This is a genomic window from Acidithiobacillus acidisediminis, assembly GCF_023277115.1.
GTDB lineage: Bacteria > Pseudomonadota > Gammaproteobacteria > Acidithiobacillales > Acidithiobacillaceae > Igneacidithiobacillus > Igneacidithiobacillus acidisediminis.
This window is the reverse complement of record NZ_JALQCS010000001.1, coordinates 133331-154452: the sequence shown is the minus strand read 5'-3', so window position 1 is coordinate 154452 and position 21122 is coordinate 133331. Positions and strand designations below refer to the sequence as shown.

The 21122-nt window shown below is 60.1% G+C and carries 20 protein-coding genes and 1 tRNA gene; 11 read left to right on the top strand and 10 right to left on the bottom strand.

Annotated elements, in window-relative coordinates; translation table 11 throughout:
• Window position 1: 1 nt before the first annotated feature.
• From M5D89_RS00880 to murI, 3 genes are read left to right on the top strand one after another with little or no spacing between them, the layout of a single operon-like run.
• Window positions 2-2008, top strand: coding sequence for an alpha-amylase/4-alpha-glucanotransferase domain-containing protein (locus tag M5D89_RS00880; protein ID WP_248883854.1), 2007 nt, complete (start codon window positions 2-4; stop codon window positions 2006-2008).
• Window positions 2005-2946 carry an ROK family protein gene (locus M5D89_RS00875; protein ID WP_248883853.1) on the top strand — a complete coding sequence of 314 codons (942 nt, stop codon included), beginning with the start codon at window positions 2005-2007 and terminating at the stop codon, window positions 2944-2946. The genes M5D89_RS00880 and M5D89_RS00875 overlap by 4 nt, the downstream gene beginning before the upstream one ends.
• On the top strand, window positions 2946-3740 hold the full coding sequence (murI, locus tag M5D89_RS00870; RefSeq protein ID WP_248883852.1) for a glutamate racemase: 795 nt from the start codon (window positions 2946-2948) through the stop codon (window positions 3738-3740). The genes M5D89_RS00875 and murI overlap by 1 nt, the downstream gene beginning before the upstream one ends.
• On the opposite strand, the gene M5D89_RS00865 is transcribed toward murI, so the two are convergent.
• Entirely contained in the window at window positions 3727-4053 is a 327-nt protein-coding gene (locus tag M5D89_RS00865) for a hypothetical protein (RefSeq protein WP_248883851.1), read from the bottom strand. The genes murI and M5D89_RS00865 overlap by 14 nt on opposite strands.
• A gap of 159 nt (window positions 4054-4212) precedes the next feature.
• Window positions 4213-5484, bottom strand: a complete 1272-nt coding sequence (locus tag M5D89_RS00860) for a DUF445 domain-containing protein (protein WP_248883850.1) — start codon at window positions 5482-5484, stop codon at window positions 4213-4215.
• 91 nt (window positions 5485-5575) lie between these two features.
• Between M5D89_RS00860 and M5D89_RS00855 the strand changes: the two genes are divergently transcribed.
• The 6 genes from M5D89_RS00855 (at window position 5576) to lnt (ending at window position 12395) form a co-directional block, all read left to right on the top strand.
• On the top strand, window positions 5576-7057 hold the full coding sequence (locus M5D89_RS00855) for a protein adenylyltransferase SelO (protein ID WP_248883849.1): 1482 nt from the start codon (window positions 5576-5578) through the stop codon (window positions 7055-7057).
• A gap of 125 nt (window positions 7058-7182) precedes the next feature.
• On the top strand, window positions 7183-8523 hold the full coding sequence (gene miaB / locus M5D89_RS00850; protein ID WP_248883848.1) for a tRNA (N6-isopentenyl adenosine(37)-C2)-methylthiotransferase MiaB: 1341 nt from the start codon (window positions 7183-7185) through the stop codon (window positions 8521-8523).
• A 9-nt stretch (window positions 8524-8532) separates the two neighbouring features.
• Window positions 8533-9516 carry a PhoH family protein gene (locus tag M5D89_RS00845; RefSeq protein ID WP_248883847.1) on the top strand — a complete coding sequence of 328 codons (984 nt, stop codon included), beginning with the start codon at window positions 8533-8535 and terminating at the stop codon, window positions 9514-9516.
• A complete protein-coding gene (gene ybeY, locus M5D89_RS00840; RefSeq protein WP_248883846.1) occupies window positions 9513-10013 on the top strand; it encodes an rRNA maturation RNase YbeY in 501 nt (166 codons plus the stop codon). The genes M5D89_RS00845 and ybeY overlap by 4 nt, the downstream gene beginning before the upstream one ends.
• Entirely contained in the window at window positions 10006-10887 is an 882-nt protein-coding gene (locus tag M5D89_RS00835) for a CorC family transporter (protein ID WP_248883845.1), read from the top strand. Before ybeY ends, M5D89_RS00835 begins: the two co-directional genes overlap by 8 nt.
• A 5-nt stretch (window positions 10888-10892) precedes the next feature.
• Window positions 10893-12395 carry an apolipoprotein N-acyltransferase gene (lnt, locus tag M5D89_RS00830; protein ID WP_248883844.1) on the top strand — a complete coding sequence of 501 codons (1503 nt, stop codon included), beginning with the start codon at window positions 10893-10895 and terminating at the stop codon, window positions 12393-12395.
• 3 nt (window positions 12396-12398) lie between these two features.
• On the opposite strand, the gene M5D89_RS00825 is transcribed toward lnt, so the two are convergent.
• Window positions 12399-13319 (bottom strand): EamA family transporter, encoded by a 921-nt coding sequence (locus M5D89_RS00825; protein WP_248883843.1) that lies wholly within the window; start codon window positions 13317-13319, stop codon window positions 12399-12401.
• A 128-nt stretch (window positions 13320-13447) separates the two neighbouring features.
• Between M5D89_RS00825 and M5D89_RS00820 the strand changes: the two genes are divergently transcribed.
• On the top strand, window positions 13448-14200 hold the full coding sequence (locus M5D89_RS00820) for a 2OG-Fe(II) oxygenase (RefSeq protein WP_248883842.1): 753 nt from the start codon (window positions 13448-13450) through the stop codon (window positions 14198-14200).
• A gap of 7 nt (window positions 14201-14207) precedes the next feature.
• On the opposite strand, the gene sppA is transcribed toward M5D89_RS00820, so the two are convergent.
• From sppA to M5D89_RS00785, 7 genes are all read right to left on the bottom strand, one after another.
• Window positions 14208-16025: a signal peptide peptidase SppA gene (gene sppA / locus M5D89_RS00815; protein ID WP_248883841.1), complete on the bottom strand. Its 1818-nt coding sequence runs from the start codon at window positions 16023-16025 to the stop codon at window positions 14208-14210.
• Between the two features lie 29 nt (window positions 16026-16054).
• A tRNA-Pro gene (locus tag M5D89_RS00810) sits at window positions 16055-16131 on the bottom strand.
• Window positions 16132-16165: 34 nt separating this feature from the next.
• The gene (locus M5D89_RS00805) at window positions 16166-16519 is read right to left on the bottom strand and encodes a YtxH domain-containing protein (RefSeq protein WP_248883840.1); all 354 of its coding nucleotides are present in this window, start codon (window positions 16517-16519) and stop codon (window positions 16166-16168) included.
• A gap of 12 nt (window positions 16520-16531) precedes the next feature.
• Window positions 16532-18163: an alpha-D-glucose phosphate-specific phosphoglucomutase gene (locus M5D89_RS00800; RefSeq protein WP_248883839.1), complete on the bottom strand. Its 1632-nt coding sequence runs from the start codon at window positions 18161-18163 to the stop codon at window positions 16532-16534.
• Window positions 18164-18173: 10 nt separating this feature from the next.
• Complete coding sequence (locus M5D89_RS00795) at window positions 18174-18464, bottom strand: hypothetical protein (RefSeq protein WP_248883838.1); 291 nt, start codon at window positions 18462-18464, stop codon at window positions 18174-18176.
• Window positions 18461-19324 (bottom strand): diiron oxygenase, encoded by an 864-nt coding sequence (locus tag M5D89_RS00790; RefSeq protein WP_248883837.1) that lies wholly within the window; start codon window positions 19322-19324, stop codon window positions 18461-18463. The genes M5D89_RS00795 and M5D89_RS00790 overlap by 4 nt, the downstream gene beginning before the upstream one ends.
• Window positions 19325-19409: 85 nt before the next feature.
• Window positions 19410-19607 carry a hypothetical protein gene (locus M5D89_RS00785; RefSeq protein ID WP_248883836.1) on the bottom strand — a complete coding sequence of 66 codons (198 nt, stop codon included), beginning with the start codon at window positions 19605-19607 and terminating at the stop codon, window positions 19410-19412.
• A gap of 135 nt (window positions 19608-19742) precedes the next feature.
• Between M5D89_RS00785 and ffh the strand changes: the two genes are divergently transcribed.
• Window positions 19743-21119 (top strand): signal recognition particle protein, encoded by a 1377-nt coding sequence (gene ffh / locus M5D89_RS00780; RefSeq protein WP_248883835.1) that lies wholly within the window; start codon window positions 19743-19745, stop codon window positions 21117-21119.
• Window positions 21120-21122 lie beyond the last annotated feature (3 nt).

The window sequence follows — 21122 nt, the reverse complement described above, 5'->3', positions numbered from 1 at the left end:
GATGTCCGATGCCCTGCCTTTCCTCTTTGGGGTTCACGCCCACCAGCCGATTGGAAACTTTCCTGCGGTAGTCGATGACGCCGTACTGCGCTGCTATCACCCATTTCTGGAGGTGCTGGAGCGTTACCCTGAATTCGTTTTTGCCTTCCACAGCAGCGGCTGGTTGCTGGCCCACATTGCCGAATTTCATCCGGCAACCTTCGAACTTCTGCGCAATATGGTGGCGCGGGGCCAGGTGGAATTGGTTGGTGCGGGAGACAAGGAGCCGGTCTTGGCAGCCATTCCGCAAATCGATCGCCTCGAGCAGTTGCAGTCGATGAGTGCGCGTCTGCAGGCATATTTTGGCCAACGCCCCGTTGGCGCCTGGCTAACGGAACGAGTCTGGGATCCTGCGGTCGTACCCGCTCTGGTCGATGCAGAAATTCGCTATGTGGTGGTCGATGATTACCATTTCCTTTGTGCGGGACTGGAAAGCCAGGAACTGGGCGGGTTCTACCGCACCGAGGAGAATGGTCAGGCGATTGATGTCTTCCCCATTTCCGAAGCGCTGCGCTATCGCCTGCCCTTTTCCCAGGTGACGGATGCCATCGCTTTTCTCCAGGAGCAAGCTGCGCGGCAACCAGGCAGTGCGGCCATTTACTTCGACGACATCGAAAAATTTGGCCTCTGGCCAGAAACCTACGACTGGGTCTACGAGCGCGGCTGGTTAGCCCAGTTCATCGAGGCGGTCCTTGCTGCCGAGCAAATCCAGCCGCTTCATTTCCAGGCCTATCGGCAGGCACAGCGTCCGCGCGGCATGATCTACCTACCGACCGTGTCCTACAGCGAAATGAATGAATGGACCCTGAGTCCCAACGTGGCGCGGGTTTATGATCAGTTTCTTCAGCAGGAACGCGACGCTGGCCGCCTGGATACGCGCAAAGCGTTGATCCGCGGGGGGATCTGGAAGGGGTTCTTGCATCGCTATCCGGAATCTAACTGGATGCACAAGCGGATGCTGCAGTTGTCGGCGCGCTTTCATGCCCTACCCAAACGGCTGCAGTCCGACACTTTGCGCGCTGACCTGCATGCGGCGCAGGCCAATGATGCCTACTGGCACGGACTTTTTGGTGGGATTTATTTGCCCCACCTGCGGCGTGCGATCCACCATCACCTTACCCGTTTGGAAGCAGGGCTGGATCAGTTGCGCAAGCGGCCGCCGCTGTGTTGGGAGGACGTCGATCTCGACGGCCGAGAGGAGTGCTTCTATCACGATGCGGAGACGCAGATCATCCTACATCTCCCCTACGCCAGTATCCAGGAGTGGAATCACTATCCCAGCGCCCATGACTTTGGCGACACCCTGGCGCGCCGTGATGAGGCCTACTACGACAAGATTCGCCAGGGGGAAAGCGCGGAGGCGGCGGAGCACGAGGGGGGCATTGCCTCCGCACATGATCGAATCAGTTTCAAGACAGCCATCCACAGTGAGGATCTGGTTTTCGATGAGCTGCCTTGTCAGAGTTTCATCGATACGGTAGATGGCAAGGCGATCGGCTATCAGGCCGTAACCGGAACAGCGAAAAACCCCCAGTTCCGCGGACAGCTTGGCAGCGGGCAAATCGACAAAGCTTTTGCCCTGCAGCGCGGCCAGCTTTCCGTTCGGTATGCTGGCACCCGGGCCGGGGATGAGGTGGCTCCTGAATTGCGCACCCGTCTGTATCTGGCGATGCCGAGCTGTGACGGGCCTGCTGGCTGCTTATCCGTTGATGATCGCGTCGTGGGCGGTTTTGCGGCAGAGTTGTCGGGGCTGGCACAACGATTTTGCCTGGACGATGCCGTGCTTGGCGGCCGGGTAGAAATTCATTTCTCCACCCCGGTGCAATGGCAGGCTTGGCCACAGCGCACCGTGTCCCAATCGGAGGCGGGCTTTGAAAAGATCATGCAAGCATGGGTCTTGGAATGGATCTGGGAGTGGGCCGGCAAGAGCTTTGCAGAATCGGTAACGGTCCAGGTGATACGCTCATGACTACTTTACACCTTGGTGTGGATGTCGGTGGTACCAACCTGCGCTTTGGGGTCTTTGCTGACGTGGAGTGTGTAGCCAGTTATCGCACCGAAATGAATCTGCGCGAGCGCTGTGCCCAGGCAGGTACCGCAGAAGCGGCGCAAAAATTGGTATTGGAGGCTCTCGCGGGTGGTTACCATCGTTTGCGGGAGCAGTGCCCAGAAATTGCGTCTGTGGGTGTCGCTTTTCCCGGTTTCGTTACTGCAGAGGGTGTGTTGCGACAATCTCCCAACATCCCGCACTTAGAGAAATTTGCTCTCGAATCCGCACTGGCCGATACCCTGCAGCTGCCCGTGTTATTGGAGAATGATGCGAATGCTGCGGCCTTTGGGGAATTTTGGGCATTGCGGCAGCAGAATCATGCAGCCCAATCCTTGATCTATGTGGGCTTGGGAACTGGGGTTGGCGGCGGCTGGATCCAATCTGGGCGGCCTTGGCGTGGGGAAGGCGGGGCCGCCATGGAGATCGGCCATCTGACGGTGGTGCCCGGCGGACGTCGTTGCGGTTGCGGCAATCAAGGCTGCCTGGAGCAATATGCCTCCGCCCAGGGACTGATCTCCAGCTACCTGGAATACACGGGGATGAATGCTGATCCCAAAATCATTGCCCAGCTCGCGCAGGATGGGGTCCCTGGGGCGCAGCGTGCGTTTCAAACCTTGGCCGAGCATCTGGGGCAGGCCTTGGCACACGTGGTCAAAGTGCTCGACTGTCGGCAAATCCGAATCGGTGGTGGCTTGAGTGGTGCCTGGAACTGCTTTGGAGCGGCACTGGAGACGTCTCTGCGCGACAGCATGATTCCAGCGTTACGCGATACGGTCGAAATCGCTCCCGGAAATGCGGGTGACGAAGCGGGTATGCGCGGCGCGGCCCTCCTGGCACGAGAAGTCTTGTTCGATTGATGCGCGTTGGTGTCTTTGATTCCGGCCTGGGGGGGTTGACCACCTGGCTCGCCTGTACGCGCTATCTGCCCACAGCAGAGTATTTTTTCTTTGCCGACACCGCGCATGCGCCCTACGGCGATCGCACGGCGGAGGAGGTCTGTCAGTATACCCGGGCCGCCTACGCGCATTTTCTCGAACTGGGCGTCGATGCCCTGGTGATTGCCTGTAATACCGCCACCAGTGCTGCTGTTTTGCCCTTGCGCCAACAGGCGCGAATGCCGGTGATCGGCATCGAGCCAGCAATCAAGGTGGCGCTGCAGGAGAGCGAAGGGGAAATTCTGTTGTTGGCGACGGAGCTTACCGTGCGCGGTAGCAAGCTCGCACAACTATTGCGGGACCGGGATGGTGGGGGGCGCGTGCGAGCCCTGGCCTGCCCCGGCTGGATGGAAATCATTGAGGAGCAGGCGCCGGACTGGCGCGTGCGTGCGCAAGCATACTGGTGCGAACACATCGAGCCGGCGCTGGGAGCAGCCCAAGCGTTGGTCTTGGGTTGTACGCACTATTGCTGGTTGCGCGAGGAAATATCTGCGTGGTCTGGCGGAATGGCGGTATACGACGGCAATGACGGTGTTGCTCGCCAGCTCTACCGCTTGTTGCTGCAGCGGGAGCCCGATTCCATCAGCACAGCGCGGGCACCGCTGAGCTTGCATTTCACGGCTACAGCTGCGGCGGCGCGCAAGCAGGCTGCCGCCGCGGAGTTACTGCGCAATGCAGGGGTGGAGCTTCGTCTGCTTCCCCTTAGTTCAGCGTAATCCCGTTCTGGCCCAGGCTTACCCCGTATTTCTTCGCCTGTGCTTCGCCTTGGGCGTAGGATAGCTTGGCCAACTCCTCCGCATGCTGGGCTTTGCTGACTGCCTCATCATATTTCCCACTCTTCTCTGCGGCTTCCGCTTCCTTGAGCAATTTGGGGGTGGCTAACCACTGGTAATGAATGCTCTCGGCTTTCGCCATTGCCGTTTTCGCGGCGCTGATGGCCTGCTGCGCCTCGTTGGCGTTGGCGGCAAAGGCGACGCTGCTGCACAGGAGGGCGGCGCAAGCGAGGGTGCTGATGAGCAACGGCTTCATGATGAACTCCTCATTTGGGTAATGACCTTTGGAGTGAATCGCCTTGCAAAAAGTGTTCCGTGCCTTAGTCCTCCATGAACCAGTGGTTACGTACATCGGCGACATTTTCCTGCTCCATTTGGCACGATGCACTTTGGTGCCAGGGCCAGAACAAGCCAGTCAGAGCCATCCCAGCAGCAAAAACAAGCCATGGATGACTAATCCAAGGAAAAAGCCAACGGCGGTGCCGTTAATGCGAATGTACTGTAAATCACTGCCAATGCCTTCTTCCAGGACGCGGATCATATCCGCCATGGGCCAGGCACGGATGGTATCCTCGATATGCTGGGTGAAGCTGTCTTGCAGGGTCGGAAAGAGGCGACGCACGCTGTCCTCTACGTAGCCATCGATGGCCTGACGCAGTTCTGGCTGGGTCGCGAGCAGGCCGCCGAACCACCCCGCGCCTTGGCGCAAGAGGCGCCGACTGCGGGAGTGCGGCGCCTGCAGGTCGCGCAGCAACCAGCGATGTAGATCCGCTACTACGCGGTAGACGTAGTCTCGCGCTGCGGGGTGCTCCAGCAGCCCTTCCTGCCAGCCCCGAATACGTTGCTGCAGCGCTGGATCCTGCTGCAGGCGCTGCAGATTGCGGCGCAGCCATTGATCGAAAGCCAGGCGCTTGGGGTGTTCCGGATCTTGGTGAATGTCATGCAGGGTTTCCTGCGCTGCCCGCACGAAATTACGCGCCAGATTTTGGCTGAGGCTAGCGGGATCGATGACCGCTCCCAGCCAAGAGAAGAGCTTGGGGTAGGCGCGTTGCAACAGTCTTTCGATTTGCTGCGCGAGTTCCTCCTGGACCGAATCTTGGCTGAGCCACCCATCGAGCTGCGCGATGGCGTCGCTAAGTAAGGCTTGGTGCCGCCCGTCTTCGGTCAAGAGCTGTAGTACTTGTGCTGTCCAATGCGAAAGGTCCAGACGTCGCAGTTGCGCCGCCAGGCTCGTCGCCAAGCTCTGCCGGAAGGGTTCGAGTTGCGCCAGTTGCAGCGTTCGATAGAGGAGCTGCTGCCCTTGTTCCGCGAGCAGGTCGCGATTTTTGGGACGCTGGAGCCAGTTGCTCAAGCCTGTCGCCATAGAGTAGCGTCCGAGCAGGCGCAGAATGGCGTCTTCCTGGAGAAAGTGTGTGCGGATGAATTCGGCCAGGCGTTGCGCCAGTTGATCGCGGCGCCGGGGGAGAATGGCAGTGTGAGGAAAGGGTAGGCCAAGCGGGTGGCGGAATAGCGCGACCACCGCAAACCAGTCGGCCAGGGCACCTACCATCGCCGCCTCGCTGGCAGCCAGGGTCCAGGCATAAACGCCTTGACCCTGCTGCAGCGCCGAGCCAACAAAGAGCGCAAAGGCCAACAGGAGGAGGGCGATCGCCCAGCGCCGATTGCGGCGTAAGCGAGAGGCGGGCATTCCATTCTGCATGGCGCAAGCATAGCACCGGCACGCCTTGCTTGCGCACTGCGCATTCTGTCATTGTGGGCGTGCGATAGGAGAACCTGCTATGGACACGGAACTGCATCTGGAAAGCAATTTTGCCAAGGAACTCGAAGGTCTTTACGTCGAGTGGCAGGCCGCTGTCATTCCCAATCCGCGACTTCTGCTCCTCAACGAAGGGCTGGCTACGCGTCTGGGTCTGTCGCCAGAGGCGTTGCGCAAGGAGGGGGCGGCCCTGCTTTCCGGGCAGCGTCTGGCCTCTGGCAGTCGACCGGTAGCGCAAGGCTATGCTGGACATCAGTTTGGCGTCTTCAACCCCCAGCTCGGCGATGGACGAGCATTGCTGCTGGGTGAAATTCGTGATCCCCGAGGTCAGCTCTGGGATCTGCATCTCAAAGGTTCGGGCCGTACCCCCTTCTCTCGTGGTGGTGATGGTAAGGCCGCCCTCGGCCCCATGCTGCGTGAGTACCTGATCGGAGAGGCCTTTTACGCGCTGGGGATCCCCAGCACCCGTGCCCTGGCCGTGCTGGCGACCGGCGAGGCGGTACAGCGAGAGCGGCCCTTGCCCGGCGCGATCTTGGCGCGGGTGGCGGCGAGTCACTTGCGGGTGGGTACCTTTCAGTTCGTCGCCGTGCGCGAGCAGGATGAGCTACTCCGGCGCTTGGCCGACTACGCTATCGCGCGGCACTACCCGGATCTCTTGGCACTTTCTGGCGGGGAGCGCTATCTCGCCTTTCTCGAGGCGGTGATGCAGCGTCAGGCCCGGCTCATTGCCCGATGGATGGGGGTGGGCTTCATTCACGGCGTCATGAATACGGACAACATGAGCATTGCCGGGGAGAGTATCGACTTTGGCCCCTGTGCCTTCATGGACGCCTACGATGCGGGGACCGTGTTCAGTTCCATTGATCAGAATGGTCGCTATGCCTACGGTGAACAGCCGCGCATCGGCCAGTGGAATCTGGTGCGGCTGGGCGAGTGCCTGGTGCCCTTGGTGAACGATGATGTGGATCAGGCCATTGCCCAGCTCACGACGGTCTTGCAGCGCTTCCCGGCCCTCTACCAAGAGGCCTGGCGCGAGATTTTTGCGCAAAAACTGGGGATTACAGAGGTGGGCGAGGGCGATGATCCCCTGTTCGAGGACCTCTTGCAACTGTTGGATGCCGAGCAGGCGGATTTTACCTTGGCCTTCCGCAGTCTGAGTGCCGAGTTACAGGGTTTGCCTGCGGCGGAGCAGGACCGCCTGGGGATTCCACCCGTTCCGGAAAGCTGGGCGCCTTGGCGCGAACGCTGGTTGGCGCGGGTGGGAACTGTGCGGCCGCTGGCAGCCGTGGGTGCCGCCATGGACGCCATCAATCCCATCTACATCCCCCGCAATCATCAGGTCGAAATTGCCCTTGTGGCGGCGGTGGAGGAGCAAGATCGCCAACCCCTGGAAGCATTGCTCGCGGTCTTGGCCGCACCCTACGTGGCGCGTCCAGAGTGGCGTTCCTACAGCGCGCCCATGCCGGCAAATTTGGGGCCGTTTCGCACCTTTTGCGGTACCTGAGAGTGAGTGGCGGGCATTCTTGGCCTGTCCTTGAAATATTCGCTGCGCCAAAAGGTGCATTTGCCTTGCCAGCCCCCCGTCCCCCTCGTATCATGGCGTTTTGAAAGGGAGTCTTGGAAGCGAACTTGCAGCACCTCTACATCAAAACCTTTGGCTGCCAAATGAACGAGTACGACTCGGAGCGCATGGCAGATCTGCTGGCGCGCAGCCACGGCCTCGAACTGGTGGATACCCCGGAAGCGGCGGATCTCCTCATCCTCAACACCTGCTCCATCCGCGAAAAGGCGGAAGACAAGGTCTACACCCAGTTGGGTTTCTGGCGCCCCCTGAAAGAGCGTGAGCCCCAGCCCCTCATTGCCGTGGGCGGCTGTGTGGCGAGCCAAGAGAGGGAAAAGCTGCGCCGCCGCGCACCTTTCGTGGACATCGTGTTTGGACCCCAGACCTTGCACCGCTTGCCCGACCTGCTCGACGCCCGACTGGCGGAGCAGCAGCCCCAGGTCGACCTGAGTTTTCCAGAATTGGAAAAGTTTGATCGCCTGCCCGAACGCCCGGGGCGGGAGGGGGCAACGGCTTTCGTGACGGTACAGGAAGGTTGTGACAAGTTCTGCACCTTCTGTGTGGTGCCCCACACCCGTGGGCGGGAATACAGCCGGCCACTGCCGGAGATCGTGCGCGAGGTGCGGCAGTTGCTCGAGCAGGGGGTGGCGGAAATCACCCTGTTGGGCCAGAACGTCAACGCCTATCGGGCGCCTTCGGGGCTCATCGGTGATGCGGATTTCGCGGAACTCCTGCGACGTTTGGCTGCCTTACCAGGGCTGCGGCGTCTGCGCTATACCACCTCCCACCCCAACAACCTGGATGAGCGCCTGATTGCCACCCATCGCGATCTGCCGGTGTTAGCGCCGCACCTGCATCTGCCGGTCCAAAGTGGATCGGATCGTATCCTGCGGCGCATGCATCGCAAGCACAGCATCGCCGAGTACCTGGACAAGGTAGCGGCCCTGCGGGAGGCACGGCCAGAGATCCATTTTTCCTCGGATTTCATCGTCGGCTTTCCCGGCGAGACCGATGCCGATTTCCAGGCCACCATGGACCTTATCGAGCAGGTGCGCTTTGATCAGTCCTTCTCCTTCAAATACAGCCCGCGTCCCAATACGCCGGCCCTGAAGTTGAAGGACAGCGTACCCGAGCCCGTCAAGGAGGAGCGTCTGGCCATCCTGCAAGGGCGGGTCAACCAGCTGGCGCAAGACTACAGTCGGGCCCTGGTGGGGTCGGTGCAAGAGATCTTGGTCACGGGGCCTTCCCGGCGCAATGCGGCCGAATGGACGGGCAAGACGGGCTGCAATCGCTCGGTGAATTTCCCCGGGCCGGCGGGTCTGGCCGGACAGATGCTGGCGGTGGAGATCACAGAGGCCCTGCCCAACAGTCTGCGCGGGCGCCTGATCCCCATGCGCGCCGTTTCCTGAGTAGACCGGATGGAGCCCCCCTCCGCCCTCGCGCAGACAGAACATGCCGAGTTCATCGCAGAAAATGCCAGTGCGCCGCAGCTGGCGGAACTGGGCGGCGAGCTCGATGCGCATCTGAAGCAGATCGAGCGCCGCCTAGGTGTGGTGATTTCTCAGCGCGGCGAACGTTATCACCTCAGTGGTGAAACGGCGGCCGTGCAGGCCGCCGCGGATGTCTTGCAGCAGCTCTATAGGCAGGTCCGGCAAGGCCGGGCGCTGACCCGGCAGTGGGTTCATCAGTGCATACAATCGGTGTCCGTCGAGGCGGAGAATGACGCTGATTCGGCGCAGATCGCCGGGATCCTGACCCGCAAGGGCTGGATTCATGGGCGCGGCCCCAGGCAGCGACGATATCTACAAGCCATTCGCGAGCATGATCTGAGTTTTGGTGTCGGTCCGGCAGGCACCGGCAAGACCTATCTCGCTGTCGCTGCTGCCGTCGAGCAGCTCGATAAGCAGCAGGTGCAGCGCCTGGTCCTGGTGCGTCCGGCCGTGGAGGCGGGCGAACGTCTGGGCTTTCTCCCGGGGAGTCTCGCGGACAAGGTCGATCCCTATTTACGCCCTCTCTATGATGCGTTGTATGAAATGCTCGGTTTCGAGAAGGTGGCGAAATTGATGGAGCGACAGATCATCGAGGTGGCACCTTTGGCCTATATGCGTGGCCGTACCCTCAACGAATCGTTCATCATCCTGGACGAGGCGCAGAATACAACGCCGGAGCAAATGAAGATGTTCCTGACGCGGATGGGTTTTGGTGCCAAGGTGGTGATTACCGGCGATGTTACGCAGGTGGATCTGCCGCGTGGCCAGCCCTCCGGGCTGGTCCAGGCCATTGATATCCTCAATGATGTCGAAGGGGTGTCCATGAGTTTTTTTCAGAGTGCCGATGTAGTCCGCCACCCGCTGGTGGCGCGCATCGTCCAGGCTTATGATCGTCGCAACGCCGAGCCATGAGCCGCCCGAGTTTCGTTTTGCAGATGCAGTGTAGCCCGGAATTGAGCGTTGCCGAGCTAGCGGGGATCCCGGCACGGCGTCTCCTGCGTGCCGCCATCGCCCTCGCTTTGACGGATACGGTGGACGACGGCCAGACCCTGGAGATCTCCCTGCACTGCCTGAGTGACGCAGAAATTGCCGCGATCAACGGCCAGTTTCGCCAGCGGGCGCAGCCCACCAACTGCCTCTCCTTTCCGGCGCCGGAGCAAGTCTGGCCCGGTCGCCGCCGTCCGCTGGGGGAAATATTGCTCTGTCCAGCAGTCATTGCGCGCGAGGCAAAGGAGCAGGGTAAGCCCCTGCGCGATCATTATCGACATCTGGTCATTCATAGCACCCTGCACCTGCTTGGTTACGACCATGAAGAAAAGCAGGACGCGGAGCAGATGGAATCCTTGGAAATCCGTTTCTTGGCCCAATTGGGTGTGGCCGACCCGTATCGAATCCAGAGCAATGAGTGAAGACCGAAGTACCGAGCGCTCCCGCAGTTGGTGGGAGCGTTTTACCCAGTCTCTGCGGGGTAATGTCGAGGATCAGGAAGGTCTGCTGGAACTGATTCGCGAGGCGAGTGAGCGGGAGATCATCGACGCTGAAGCGGCACAGATGATCGACGGCATCTTCCGTATCGGCGAACTGACCGTGCGCGACGTGATGATCCCCCGGGCGCAGATGGAAGTCATCGAGATGGACAGTCCGATGCCGGAGATCATCGCGCGGGTCGTGGAGCTGGGACATTCCCGCTTCCCTGTGGTGGATGACGATCGCGATGATGTCCGTGGCATTCTGCTCGCCAAGGATCTGCTGCGTGCCTGTCAACAGGGTAGTGCCGCACCGAATCTGACCGACCTGCTGCGTCCCGCCACCTATATCCCGGACAGTAAGCATCTCAATCAGTTGCTCTATGAATTCCGTACGGGCCGGCATCATATGGCCTTGGTGGTGGACGAGTATGGTGGGGTTGCGGGATTGGTTACCATTGAAGACGTGTTGGAGATCATTGTCGGCGAGATCGAGGATGAATATGACATCGATGAAGACGTGATGATCGTTCCCCGGGAAGATGGGGACTATCTGGTCAATGCGCTGATTCCGCTGGAAGATTTTAATGCGGCATTTCAGGTGCAGCTAGATGATGGGGATGCGGACACCTTGGGGGGTTGGGTCAGTCGTGAACTGGGCCATGTTCCGCGGATGGGGGAAAAACTGACCGTTCAGGGCCTGCATCTGGAGGTGTTGCGTGCCGACCGACGGCGTGTGCAGACCTTCCGTCTGGCCGCACCCACTCCGGCGTCCGGGGTCATGCCGGTGGAACGCGAAGCCGATTCGAGCCTCTAACCGGCATGCCTTCTTCTTCCTCACGCCGACTTTGGCAACTTCTCCTTGCCCTATTTTTGGGGGGGCTTTGGCCCTTGGCTTTTGCTCCGTTTGATCAGGCCTGGCTCGCCTTTGTGTTATTGGGGCTCCTGTTTTTTCTGGTGCAGTACAGCGCCTCCCCGCGTCGCGCCGCGGGGTTGGGCTTTCTCTTTGGTTTTGGCGCCTTCAGTTCCGGGGTGTACTGGCTGTCCATCACCCTACACAATTTTGCGCACATGGGCTGGCCCCTGGCCGGCGCTGCGGTGGCGCTCCTGGCGGCGTATTGCGCGCTGTATCCTGCCCTGGCGATGGGCATCGCCCGGCGCTTCAGATCGCGGAGCCGGTGGTGGTTGATGCCCCTGTTCTGGGTCTTTGCCGAGTTTCTCCGCGCCCGGATCGCGACGGGGTTTCCGTGGTTGGCGGTCGGCTACACCCAGACCGGAGACTTCCTGTCTGGCATCGCCCCCTGGCTCGGTCAGTACGGCGTTGGTTTGGCCACCGCAGGCGTGGCGGGTATTGGCGCGTGGATCCTCAGCCGTCGGCGCGAGGCGGCAGTCTGGTCCATGGGTGCTTCAGCGATCCTGCTGATCTTTGCCGTGAGCCTGTTTGCCGCCACGGTCCGGTTTACCCACCCTGCAGGCGCACCGCTGCAGGTGCGCTTGCTGCAGGGGAATATCCCGATCTCCCAAAAATGGAACGCCTCTCGCATCAATGACATTCTCGATCGCTATGTGCGCCTGATTGTCGCTAGCCCTGCAGGCACTGAGCTTGTGGTGTTGCCGGAGACGGCGTTCCCCATTTTTCAGACGGAAATTCCGTTGCTCATTCAGCAATTACAGGAGTGGTCGGCCAAGCATCACAGCACCCTGATGATTGGCATTCCGGAAGATGCTCAGGGTCGCTATTACAATGCCACCATGGAAATCGATGGCCAGAAGCCGATTCGCTGGTATCGCAAAGAGCACCTCGTCCCCTTTGGCGAATATATCCCCTTTCCTCATATCCTGGGTCCCTTGGTCCATCACTTCTTGCCCGGCCTCGGCAGTTTCACGCCGGGGCAGGGAGCATCGGTGCTGCCTGTAGATGGGCAAGAGGCGGGAATGACCATTTGCTATGAGGAGTCTTTCTCCCGCGATGTGCGCAAGGGCGTAGTACAGGGGGCCACATTTCTGGTGAATAGTAGCGATTATGCTTGGTATGGCCACAGTACAGCCTCGGCCCAGACCTTGCAGATGGCGCAGATGCAATCCCTGCAGGAACAAAAGCCCGATATTCGCGCCACCAATACCGGGATTACCTCGGTCATCCTGCCGACAGGGCAGGTGCTGGCGCAACTCCCGCAGTTCAGCTACGCCGCCCTCAATGCCCGCATTCAGCCCATGGCTGGGGAGACCCCGTTCGCCCGCTATGGCAACGAGCCCTACCTCGCTATCAGTCTGCTTCTGCTGATTTGGGCCTTGTTGCGTGGGCGCAAGGCGCGGGAGAGCTGAGACTCAGCCGTGCCAATGAATATCCGGCGCCACAATACACAGTGCGCCCAGCACGATGAGCAAGGTGGCCAGGATTTCCCTACGTCCCAAGCGTTCTTTCAGGATCTTGTGGCCGAAGAAGAAAACCAGCAGCGTATCGATTTGCCCCAGGCCGCGCACCAACGCCACTTGGGTCAAGGCAAAGCCGCTGAACCAGGCCCAGGAACCGAGGGCCGAAATTACACCGATCGGCCAGGCAATGCGCCAATGGTGAAGACTTGCCCGCAGCTCCACTGGCTTGCGCAGCAGCAACCAGGAGCCTTGTAAAAATGTCTGCAAGGTGTTGGTGACCACCAGGATCCACAGCCCCAAGGCCAATATGGGTAATTGCGGATTGCCATGCTCGCTGGCCGCTCGCAGTGCGATGGCGGCCAGGGCGAAAGACAGGGCGGCTGCCAAGCCGTTGCGCGCTGCCGGCTGCCCCAGGCCGCGCCAGAAATCGCGACCGAGCAACGCGAAACCCTGCCCCGAAAGAAGCAGAACCCCTACAAACGCGAAGATGATGCCGAGGATTGCCACGGCATGTAATTCGGCGCCGAGAAAGAGCGTAGTCAGGACCAGCAGCTGCGCCGCTTCCGTCTTGGCATAGGCGGTACCGGCTACCAGGCCACGGCTGTGGAAGGACCGGACTAGAAAGAGCGTGCCGAGGATCTGCGCAATGCCACCCGCTAGGCAGTAGAGCAGGAATTCGAGTTGGGTACGACAAAAAGCTTCGCTGCCAAAATGGAGTAGCAAGACCAGCAGCGCGAAAAATTCCAGGGGCAGGGCATAGAGATAGCGAACAAAACTTGCGGCATCGACACTCAAGGTGCCCTTGAGGCGTGCCTGTAGACCTGTCCGCCAGGTCTGCATAACGGCAGCAAAGAGGGTCACCGGAATCCACAAGGGGACCTCCAGTGCGCCAAAGCGTAAAGGAGCAATATGCATCGACGCAGGGTACCGGTTTACGGCCCATCATCACAACGGGGATAATGTATATTGTACTGTAAACAGCAAGCATGGTGAGACAGGGGATGATGGAAGTCATAGAGGATATGGTGGTTCAGCAGTGCCTGGCGGGGGCGAGGGATTTTCAGCGGACGGAGCCCTACCCATGGTTGCGGATCAGCAATTTCATCCGACCGGAACTTTTCCCCCAGCTCTGTGCACAACTGCCGGCTTTGGAGCTCTTTGAAAACCACATCGGCAAGACCCGCGCCCACGGGCAAAAAAATCACGATCGTTTGGCCTTGCAGTATCGCCCTGGCCTTGATCCCCAACTTTCGCCCCTCTGGCGGCAGTTCATTGCCGAGCTGCATTCACCCGCCTACCTGGATTTCTGGCGCAAGATGCTGGGGTTGCGCCCGCGCAGCCCCGTGATTCTCACCATGCATTGGCACTATGCCCCTGCCGGCGCCTCGGTATCGCCCCATACCGATGCCCGGCGCAAGATCGGCTCTCACATCTTTTACTGCAATACGCCGGCGGATTGGGAGGAGTCCTGGGGTGGGCAGACCCTGGTCCTGGCGGATGATGCAGGTCGTTGGCCGCGCCACTCGGCGCCGGATTACGCTGACCTGCGCGCGGTGGGCGCCTCACAAGTCCTGGGGAATCAAAGTTTTCTTTTTGCCCAGACGGATCGCTCCTGGCACGCCGTGCAGGCGTTGAACTGTCCCCCAGGTCAGTATCGCAAGGTCTTTATCGTGGTCGCCAATCGTCTGAGCGGACAGGTACTCTGGCGACGGATCCGGGGTAAGGATGCCGATGGTTACCGCTTCGCGGGCTGAAGGTTTTCTAGGATAGCTGCGGGTCGATGGGAAGGTAGGCAAAGATCCCATAAGGACGAGAAAAATACAGGAGCAAATCTGCATCGTTCAGGGCTTCCTTGCCCATCCCCCCGGGCAAAGAGGGGCCCAGGCTCGCCAAGGCCCAGGAGCGCAGTTCTGCCAAGGAGGATCTGCCTTCCGGGCGCGGCAGATAATCGAGATGGTAGTGCCCGCTTTTGAGGTGGGCGAGCTGCGCCGCGGCCTTTTCCGCTTCTGCCATCCCCCCCAGGCCGTCCACCAAGCCCAGGTGGTACGCGTCTACCCCGCTCCAGGCACGTCCCTGGGCGTCCTTTTCTGCTTGGGCAAAGGGCAGGTGACGAGCTTTGGCCACCAGTCCCACGAAATGGGCGTAAATGTGATTGACCACGGCCTGCATGGCCTGCTGCTCGGGTTTTCCCAGTGGCGCATAGGGTGACAAGCTGGGGCTGTGCGCTACACTGCCGACACCGGAGTAGCCTACCCCCAACTTGTGCAACAAACCCGAGTAATCCGGAAACAGCACGAAGACACCGATGTCGGCAGCAATCGTCGTCGGTTCGGCATAGATGCGTTCAGCCGCGGTAGAGAGCCAGTACGCCCCCGAGGCGCCAAGGGTCCCCATACTGACTACCACCGGCTTGCCCGCCGCGCGGAGTCGCAGAATGGCGCGGCGAATGACATTGGCGGCATTCACATCCCCGCCGGGGCTGTTGACCTGCAGGATGACCGCTTTGACGTCCTTCTCATGGCGCAAGTGGTCCAGCTGGCGCACGGTCGGTTCTGCCGCCACCACCCCTTGCTCCTCCATATCCCCCGGCACCAGCATGCCGTCGATGGGGACTACGGCTATTTCCGGCCCAGCTTCTGGGCGTTGCGCTGCAAAACTCGCAAAATAACGCTGCCAGCCAATCCGCCGCAATTTTTCGGGCTTTTCCCCAACGGCCTTGGCAACGGTATCGCGAAAGTCCTCGGCATCGCCAATCTGGTTGATCAGCTTGGTCTGCAGGGCGAGTTGTGCGGCATTGCCCTGGGCTTTCTGCAAGAGCTGGGGAAGCTGAACGGCATAATTTTGCAGGACCGGCGCCGATAGCCCTCGCCCCTGATCCACGGCCTGGACATAGGCCTGCCACCAGGTTGCCAGCCATGCGCGGTTCTCCTCCTCTGCCGCTGGGGACATGTCGTTGCGCGTCAGGGGCTCTACTGCAGACTTGTATTTGCCTTGGCGAAAGGCCGAGACGGTAACCCCAAGTTTGTCCAGGAGCCCTTTGAAATAGAGCTGATGATCGGAAAAGGGGGTGACCAATGCCATCCCTAGTTCGGGCAGAAAGACCTCATTGGCCTGGGCGGCAAGCAGATAGTTGCCGGTGGAGTAGTCTGGCGCATAGGCATAGATGGTTTTGCCCTGGGCGCGAAAGCGCTGCAGTGCGTGGGCAACCGTGAGCAACTGGGTGAGGCTGCCGCCGCCGAAGCCACGCAGGTCCAACGCCATGACGTGAATCCGCGGATCGGTTGCCGCATGGTCGATGCTGGCAACCAGGTGGCGTAACAGAATATGTTCTTGTGATGGTTGGATTTTTTGTAGGAGCTGGCTTTCCCAGGACTTGCTCTGGCTGTATACCAGGCTGCCTTGGGGCTCGACCCAAAGGACTGCACCCTTGGGCACAGCAACGTGCCGCGGCGAAAAATGCGCAATCAGCCCAACAATGATGATGACGAGAATCGCCAAGGTGAGCAGGTTGAGGACGCTCACCCGGAGCCAATGCAATACCTTGCCAAGCCACAGAAACGGCATGAGAAGGCGGCGCATGGATCAGCTCCTTTCGTTCTCAGGGGATTTGGTCGGGGAGACAGGATTCGAACCTGCGACATCCTGCTCCCAAAGCAGGCGCGCTACCAGGCTGCGCCACTCCCCGAAGCCGGTAGAATAGCTGCGCGGAGTGGCAATGGTCAATCGAGGCGCGAGAGCTTGCGACGCAAACGATCCAGCTCGTGGCGCGCGAGCGCGATGCCATCGTTCAGGCGTTGACGTTCCTTCTCGCTGATATCCTTGCCTTTTTCTACCAACTCTTCGCTGTAGATGGCAATCGTGTCGAGTAACTCCTCGACCCGTTCATTGATGCGCTCGCGCGACGCGGCGACGCGATCCCAGGCGCGATTCGCCTGATGGCGCAGTTGCTCGCGGGTGCGCTCGCCACTTTGTGGTGCGAATAACAGAGCGGCAACTGCCCCTGCCAGGGCGCCAGCCGCGAGGGCCGCGCCCAGGGCACCATAACTCAAACCATTGTCTGTATCGTAATCCATGCGTTACCTCCGTTAGGTGATCACGGTGGGGGCCTTGCGGCCAGAAAGGGGTTCCAATCGCGTCAAGTCTTTGCCTAGTTGGATGAGCGCAGCGAGGTAACGCTGTGGATCGCGTTGCAACAGCGCCGGGTCGCGTTCAAAGGCCTCGTGATAGATCCGCAGCGTTGCACCAGCGGTACCGGTACCGGACAGGCGAAAGATCAGGCGGGCTCCATCGCTGAACAGAATGCGTAATCCCTGCTGCGTACTGATGCTGCCATCAATGGGGTCGGTATAGGAAAAGTCATCGGCCGTTTGCACCTCGCGGCCCGCCAGCAGTTGGCCTGGCAGGACAGGCAGCTGCGCTCGCAGACCACCCAGCATCTCCTCGGCGACCGCGCTGGGCAATTCCTCATAATCATGCCGCGTGTAGTAATGGCGACCAAAACGCTGCCAATGTGCGGTGAGAATTTCTTGCACGGACTTTCCGCTGTGGGCGAGTACCGAGAGCCAGGCGAGAACTGCCCAGAGCCCATCCTTTTCGCGCACATGGTCGGATCCCGTACCAAAACTCTCTTCGCCGCAGAAGGTGATGCGCCCCGCATCGAGGAGGTTGCCAAAGAATTTCCACCCGGTGGGGGTTTCGAAGTGTTCGATTCCCAAGGCTTCCGCCACCACGTCAGCAGCCTGACTGGTCGGCATGGAACGTGCCACCCCATGCAAGCCAGTGCTGTAGGCGGGGATACAAGCTGCTTGGGCGGTAAGAACAGCGAGGGAATCGCTGGGCGTCACGAAGGTATTGCGGCCCAGGATCATGTTGCGATCGCCATCGCCATCGGAAGCGGCGCCAAAGTCCGGTGCCTGATCCGAAAACATCAGATCAGCGAGAGGCTTGGCGTAGACCAGATTGGGGTCGGGATGGCCACCGCCGAAATCCGGGAGGGGAATGGCATTTTGCACGGTTCCCTCCGGCGCGCCAAGCCGGCGCTCAAAGATTTCCCGCGCGTAGGGTCCGGTGATGGCATGCAAGGCATCGAAGCGCATGCGGAAGGAACCTTGCAGCAGCTGTGTCAAGGCCGGGAAGTCAAAGATCCGCTCCATGAGATCCGCGTAGTCGGAAACCGGATCGATGATCCGCACGCGAGTGGTGCCGAGCTGCAGTTCCTGTTTGCGGTCGATGTCGATATCTTCTATCTGCGCGATTCGGTAGGCACTGATGGTCTTGCTGCCGGCCCAGATCTGCTCGGTCAGGGTTTCGCTTGCTGGCCCGCCGTTTTCGCCATTGAATTTGATGCCAAAATCGTGGTCCGGCCCGGCAGGATTGTGGGAGGCGCTCAGAATGATGCCGCCGCGAGCATGATAGTGGCGGATCGCGTGGGACACGGCGGGGGTGGAGAAAAGCCCTTGGCAGCCAATGATCAGCTCTCCCCAATCATTGGCGACAGCCATTTTGATGATCGTCTGGATCGCCTCGCGATTGTAATAGCGCCCGTCGCCGCCAAGGACCAGTGTTTTGCCACTACGGTCAGGAATCGCGTCGAATATGGCCTGCACAAAATTTTCCAGGTAATGCGCTTGCTGGAACACCGTAACCTTTTTGCGCAAACCGGAGGTGCCCGGCCGTTGGTCGGGGAAAGCCTGGGTAGCGACGGTGATGATGTCCATGCTCAAGACCTCAGTGATCCAAGGGAATATCCATCACGGTAGAACTGCGCGATGCATCCGTGCGTACCCATAAAGTATAGCCACCGATCTGCCAGGTGCTGACGATGATGCCCCCGTTGTCGATGGCGAGCAGACTCGCGCGGCGCAGATCGTCGTCCATACTGTCCTCCCAGTCGCCGGTGACGTGGCGGCGGAGCAATTCCTGGGGATCGATCTCTCCGGCTGCAAAAATGCTCTGCGCATCCGGAGAGAGCAGGATGGTGCCGAGGGGAAAGAGCATTTTGCTGGAGCGTTCACTCATACGATAAATCCTTGGCTTCTCAGAAACTCGCGGCTGGGTTCTGCACAGGCGTGCATCAATTGCATGCGATGCGGATTCTGGCGGGCCCTACGGGCCAGGCGCTGCGCGGAATCCAGGCCTGCCGCGGCATAGACTGCTGGGACGGGGAAAAAGGTAGTGTGCAGAAATTGCCGCATCACTTCCCGCAGCAAAGGGCTGAGCAGGCGTCGTTGCAGGCGGCTCAAGCCGCGGCTGCGACGCTGTACGGTGATCCGTGCAAAGGCCATGTGCCGCGCCTCCTCGCGGCGGTGTAGCTGGGTAATACCCAGGACCGCCGCGGGCAGACTTTTCTCGCTCAAAATGGAACGGTTCATCTGGTCGGGAACATTCTCACCAATCAGAATCGTTGCCCAGAAAGCCGCCGACCCTTCTGGTGCGAGACGCGCAAACCAGCTGGCTAGCCGGGGTCGTTGCGCCGGGGGGGTCATGAGCGGCAGCTGGGCGCGCTGCTGCAACTCCAGGAACATGAGACTGTGTCCTACCTCTTCGCGCAACTCATGCAGCTGATAATGGTAGCTGTGAACGTCGCCGTACAGATGCTGCAGGGAGTGGCTTCCCAGACGTTGGATGAAGAGCGCCTCCAGCCAGAGCCCGAGCTCACAGAAGGAGACGAATTCGACCTGCGACAAACGGATTCGTTCTTCTGCCGTCAGCGCCTCAAATTCTGGGAGACCATACAAAGAGAGCAATGCATCCGGCAACCAAGCCTGCTCTGGATCCAGGGTATCCCAGGGGATTTCTTCCAAAGGATCCCGATAGTTGGCACTGTGACGACTCAAACGCTGAATGAGGACATCGTGGTGACGCTGAACGACCGCCATGAAAGCCTTGCCCGTGAGTGATTCTTGCCTCGCATTCTGCCATGCCTGCCCCCGCTCTCCAAGAGAAGGAAGGCCAGACTCAGTGCTAGAGCCAATTCAGGAAGGGGTGTTTGAGGACATAGACGCGAAAACCATGCCAGAGCCATGTGATGGGGTCGACGAAATCCCCGTATTCCAACAGATGAAAGACCTCAATGGCGCCAACGAACAACAGTGCCAGGGTCAGAATGGTAATGATGAATTGCGTTAGCGAATAAAACCAGGACCCCAGGCGACTCGCCATGTTGATTCCCCTTATGCGTTATCTTCATGATGCTACGGGGAGGCGTTGGTCTGTGCAAGATGCATCTCTTTTCCCCTTCCGTTGCACCCTCTGGACTGAGCGCGCAAAATGAAGCACCGCTTTACCGAGGTGCCCATGTTCGAATCCCTTAGTCAACGTCTCAATCAGAGTTTCAAGGCCTTGCGTGGTCAGGCGCGGCTCAGCGAGGACAATATTCGCGACGCCCTGCGCGATGTACGCATGGCATTGCTGGAGGCGGACGTTGCCCTGCCCGTGGTCAAGGACTTCATTGCGCAAGTCCGCCAGAAAGCGTTGGGCGAAGAAGTGCTGCGCAGCCTCAGTCCCGGTCAGGTCTTCATCAAGATTGTGAACGACGAGCTCACCCATCTGATGGGCACCCACAATGATCGGCTGGATCTCCAGGCTCGACCCCCGGTGGTCATTCTGATGGCGGGATTGCAGGGGTCGGGAAAAACCACGACTAGCGCCAAGCTCGCGCTCTGGCTCAAGGAGCGGGAGAAGAAGCGTGTCCTCCTCGTCAGTACTGACGTCTACCGGCCTGCCGCCATGGAACAGCTGGCCAGCCTCGGACGCGACATTGAAGTCGAAGTATTCCCCAGTCATCCAAGTCAGGCGCCGGTACAAATCGCGCGGGATGCCCTGGACGCTGCGCGCAAGCAGGTGGTCGACGTGTTGATCGTCGACACCGCCGGCCGCTTACACGTCGACGAAGAGATGATGGCGGAAGCCAAGGCCCTGACAGCGACGGTACAGCCAACGGAGCTGCTGTTTGTGGTCGATGCCATGACGGGCCAGGACGCCGTCAATACTGCCAAGGCGTTTGATAGCGCCCTGCCGCTGACGGGGGTGATTTTGACCAAGGCTGATGGTGACGCGCGCGGTGGTGCTGCCCTATCGATTCGCGCCATCACCGGCAAGCCCATCAAGTTCCTGGGGGTCGGGGAAAAAGTGCGCAAGGGCCTCGAGGCCTTTCACCCCGAACGGATGGCGTCGCGGATTCTCGGCATGGGCGATATCGTCAGTTTGGTCGAGCAGGTGCAGCAGGATGTCGACCTGGAACAAGCGCAGCGCATGACCGACAAACTCCGCAAGGGTAAGGGCTTTGATCTCGAGGATTTTCGTGAGCAGCTGCGGCAGGTCGAGCGCATGGGGGGCTTGGGCAGCATCCTCGACAAGCTGCCGGGAATGGGCGAATTATCCAGCGAGGCCCAGGGCGCGCTGCAGGACAAGAAACCCATGCGCCGCCTGGAGGCGATCATCAACTCCATGACCATGGACGAACGGCATCACCCGGAAATTATCAAGGCGTCGCGTCGTCGGCGCATCGCCGCAGGCTCCGGCACCACTGTGGCTGAGGTCAACAAGTTGCTCAAGCAATTTGAGATGATGCAGAAAATGTTCAAAAAGATGGGCAAGGGCGGCAAGGGACTTGGACGCTTGCTGGGGATGAATCCGCGCAATCTGATGAAAGGTGGTCTGCCCTTTCAATGAGCA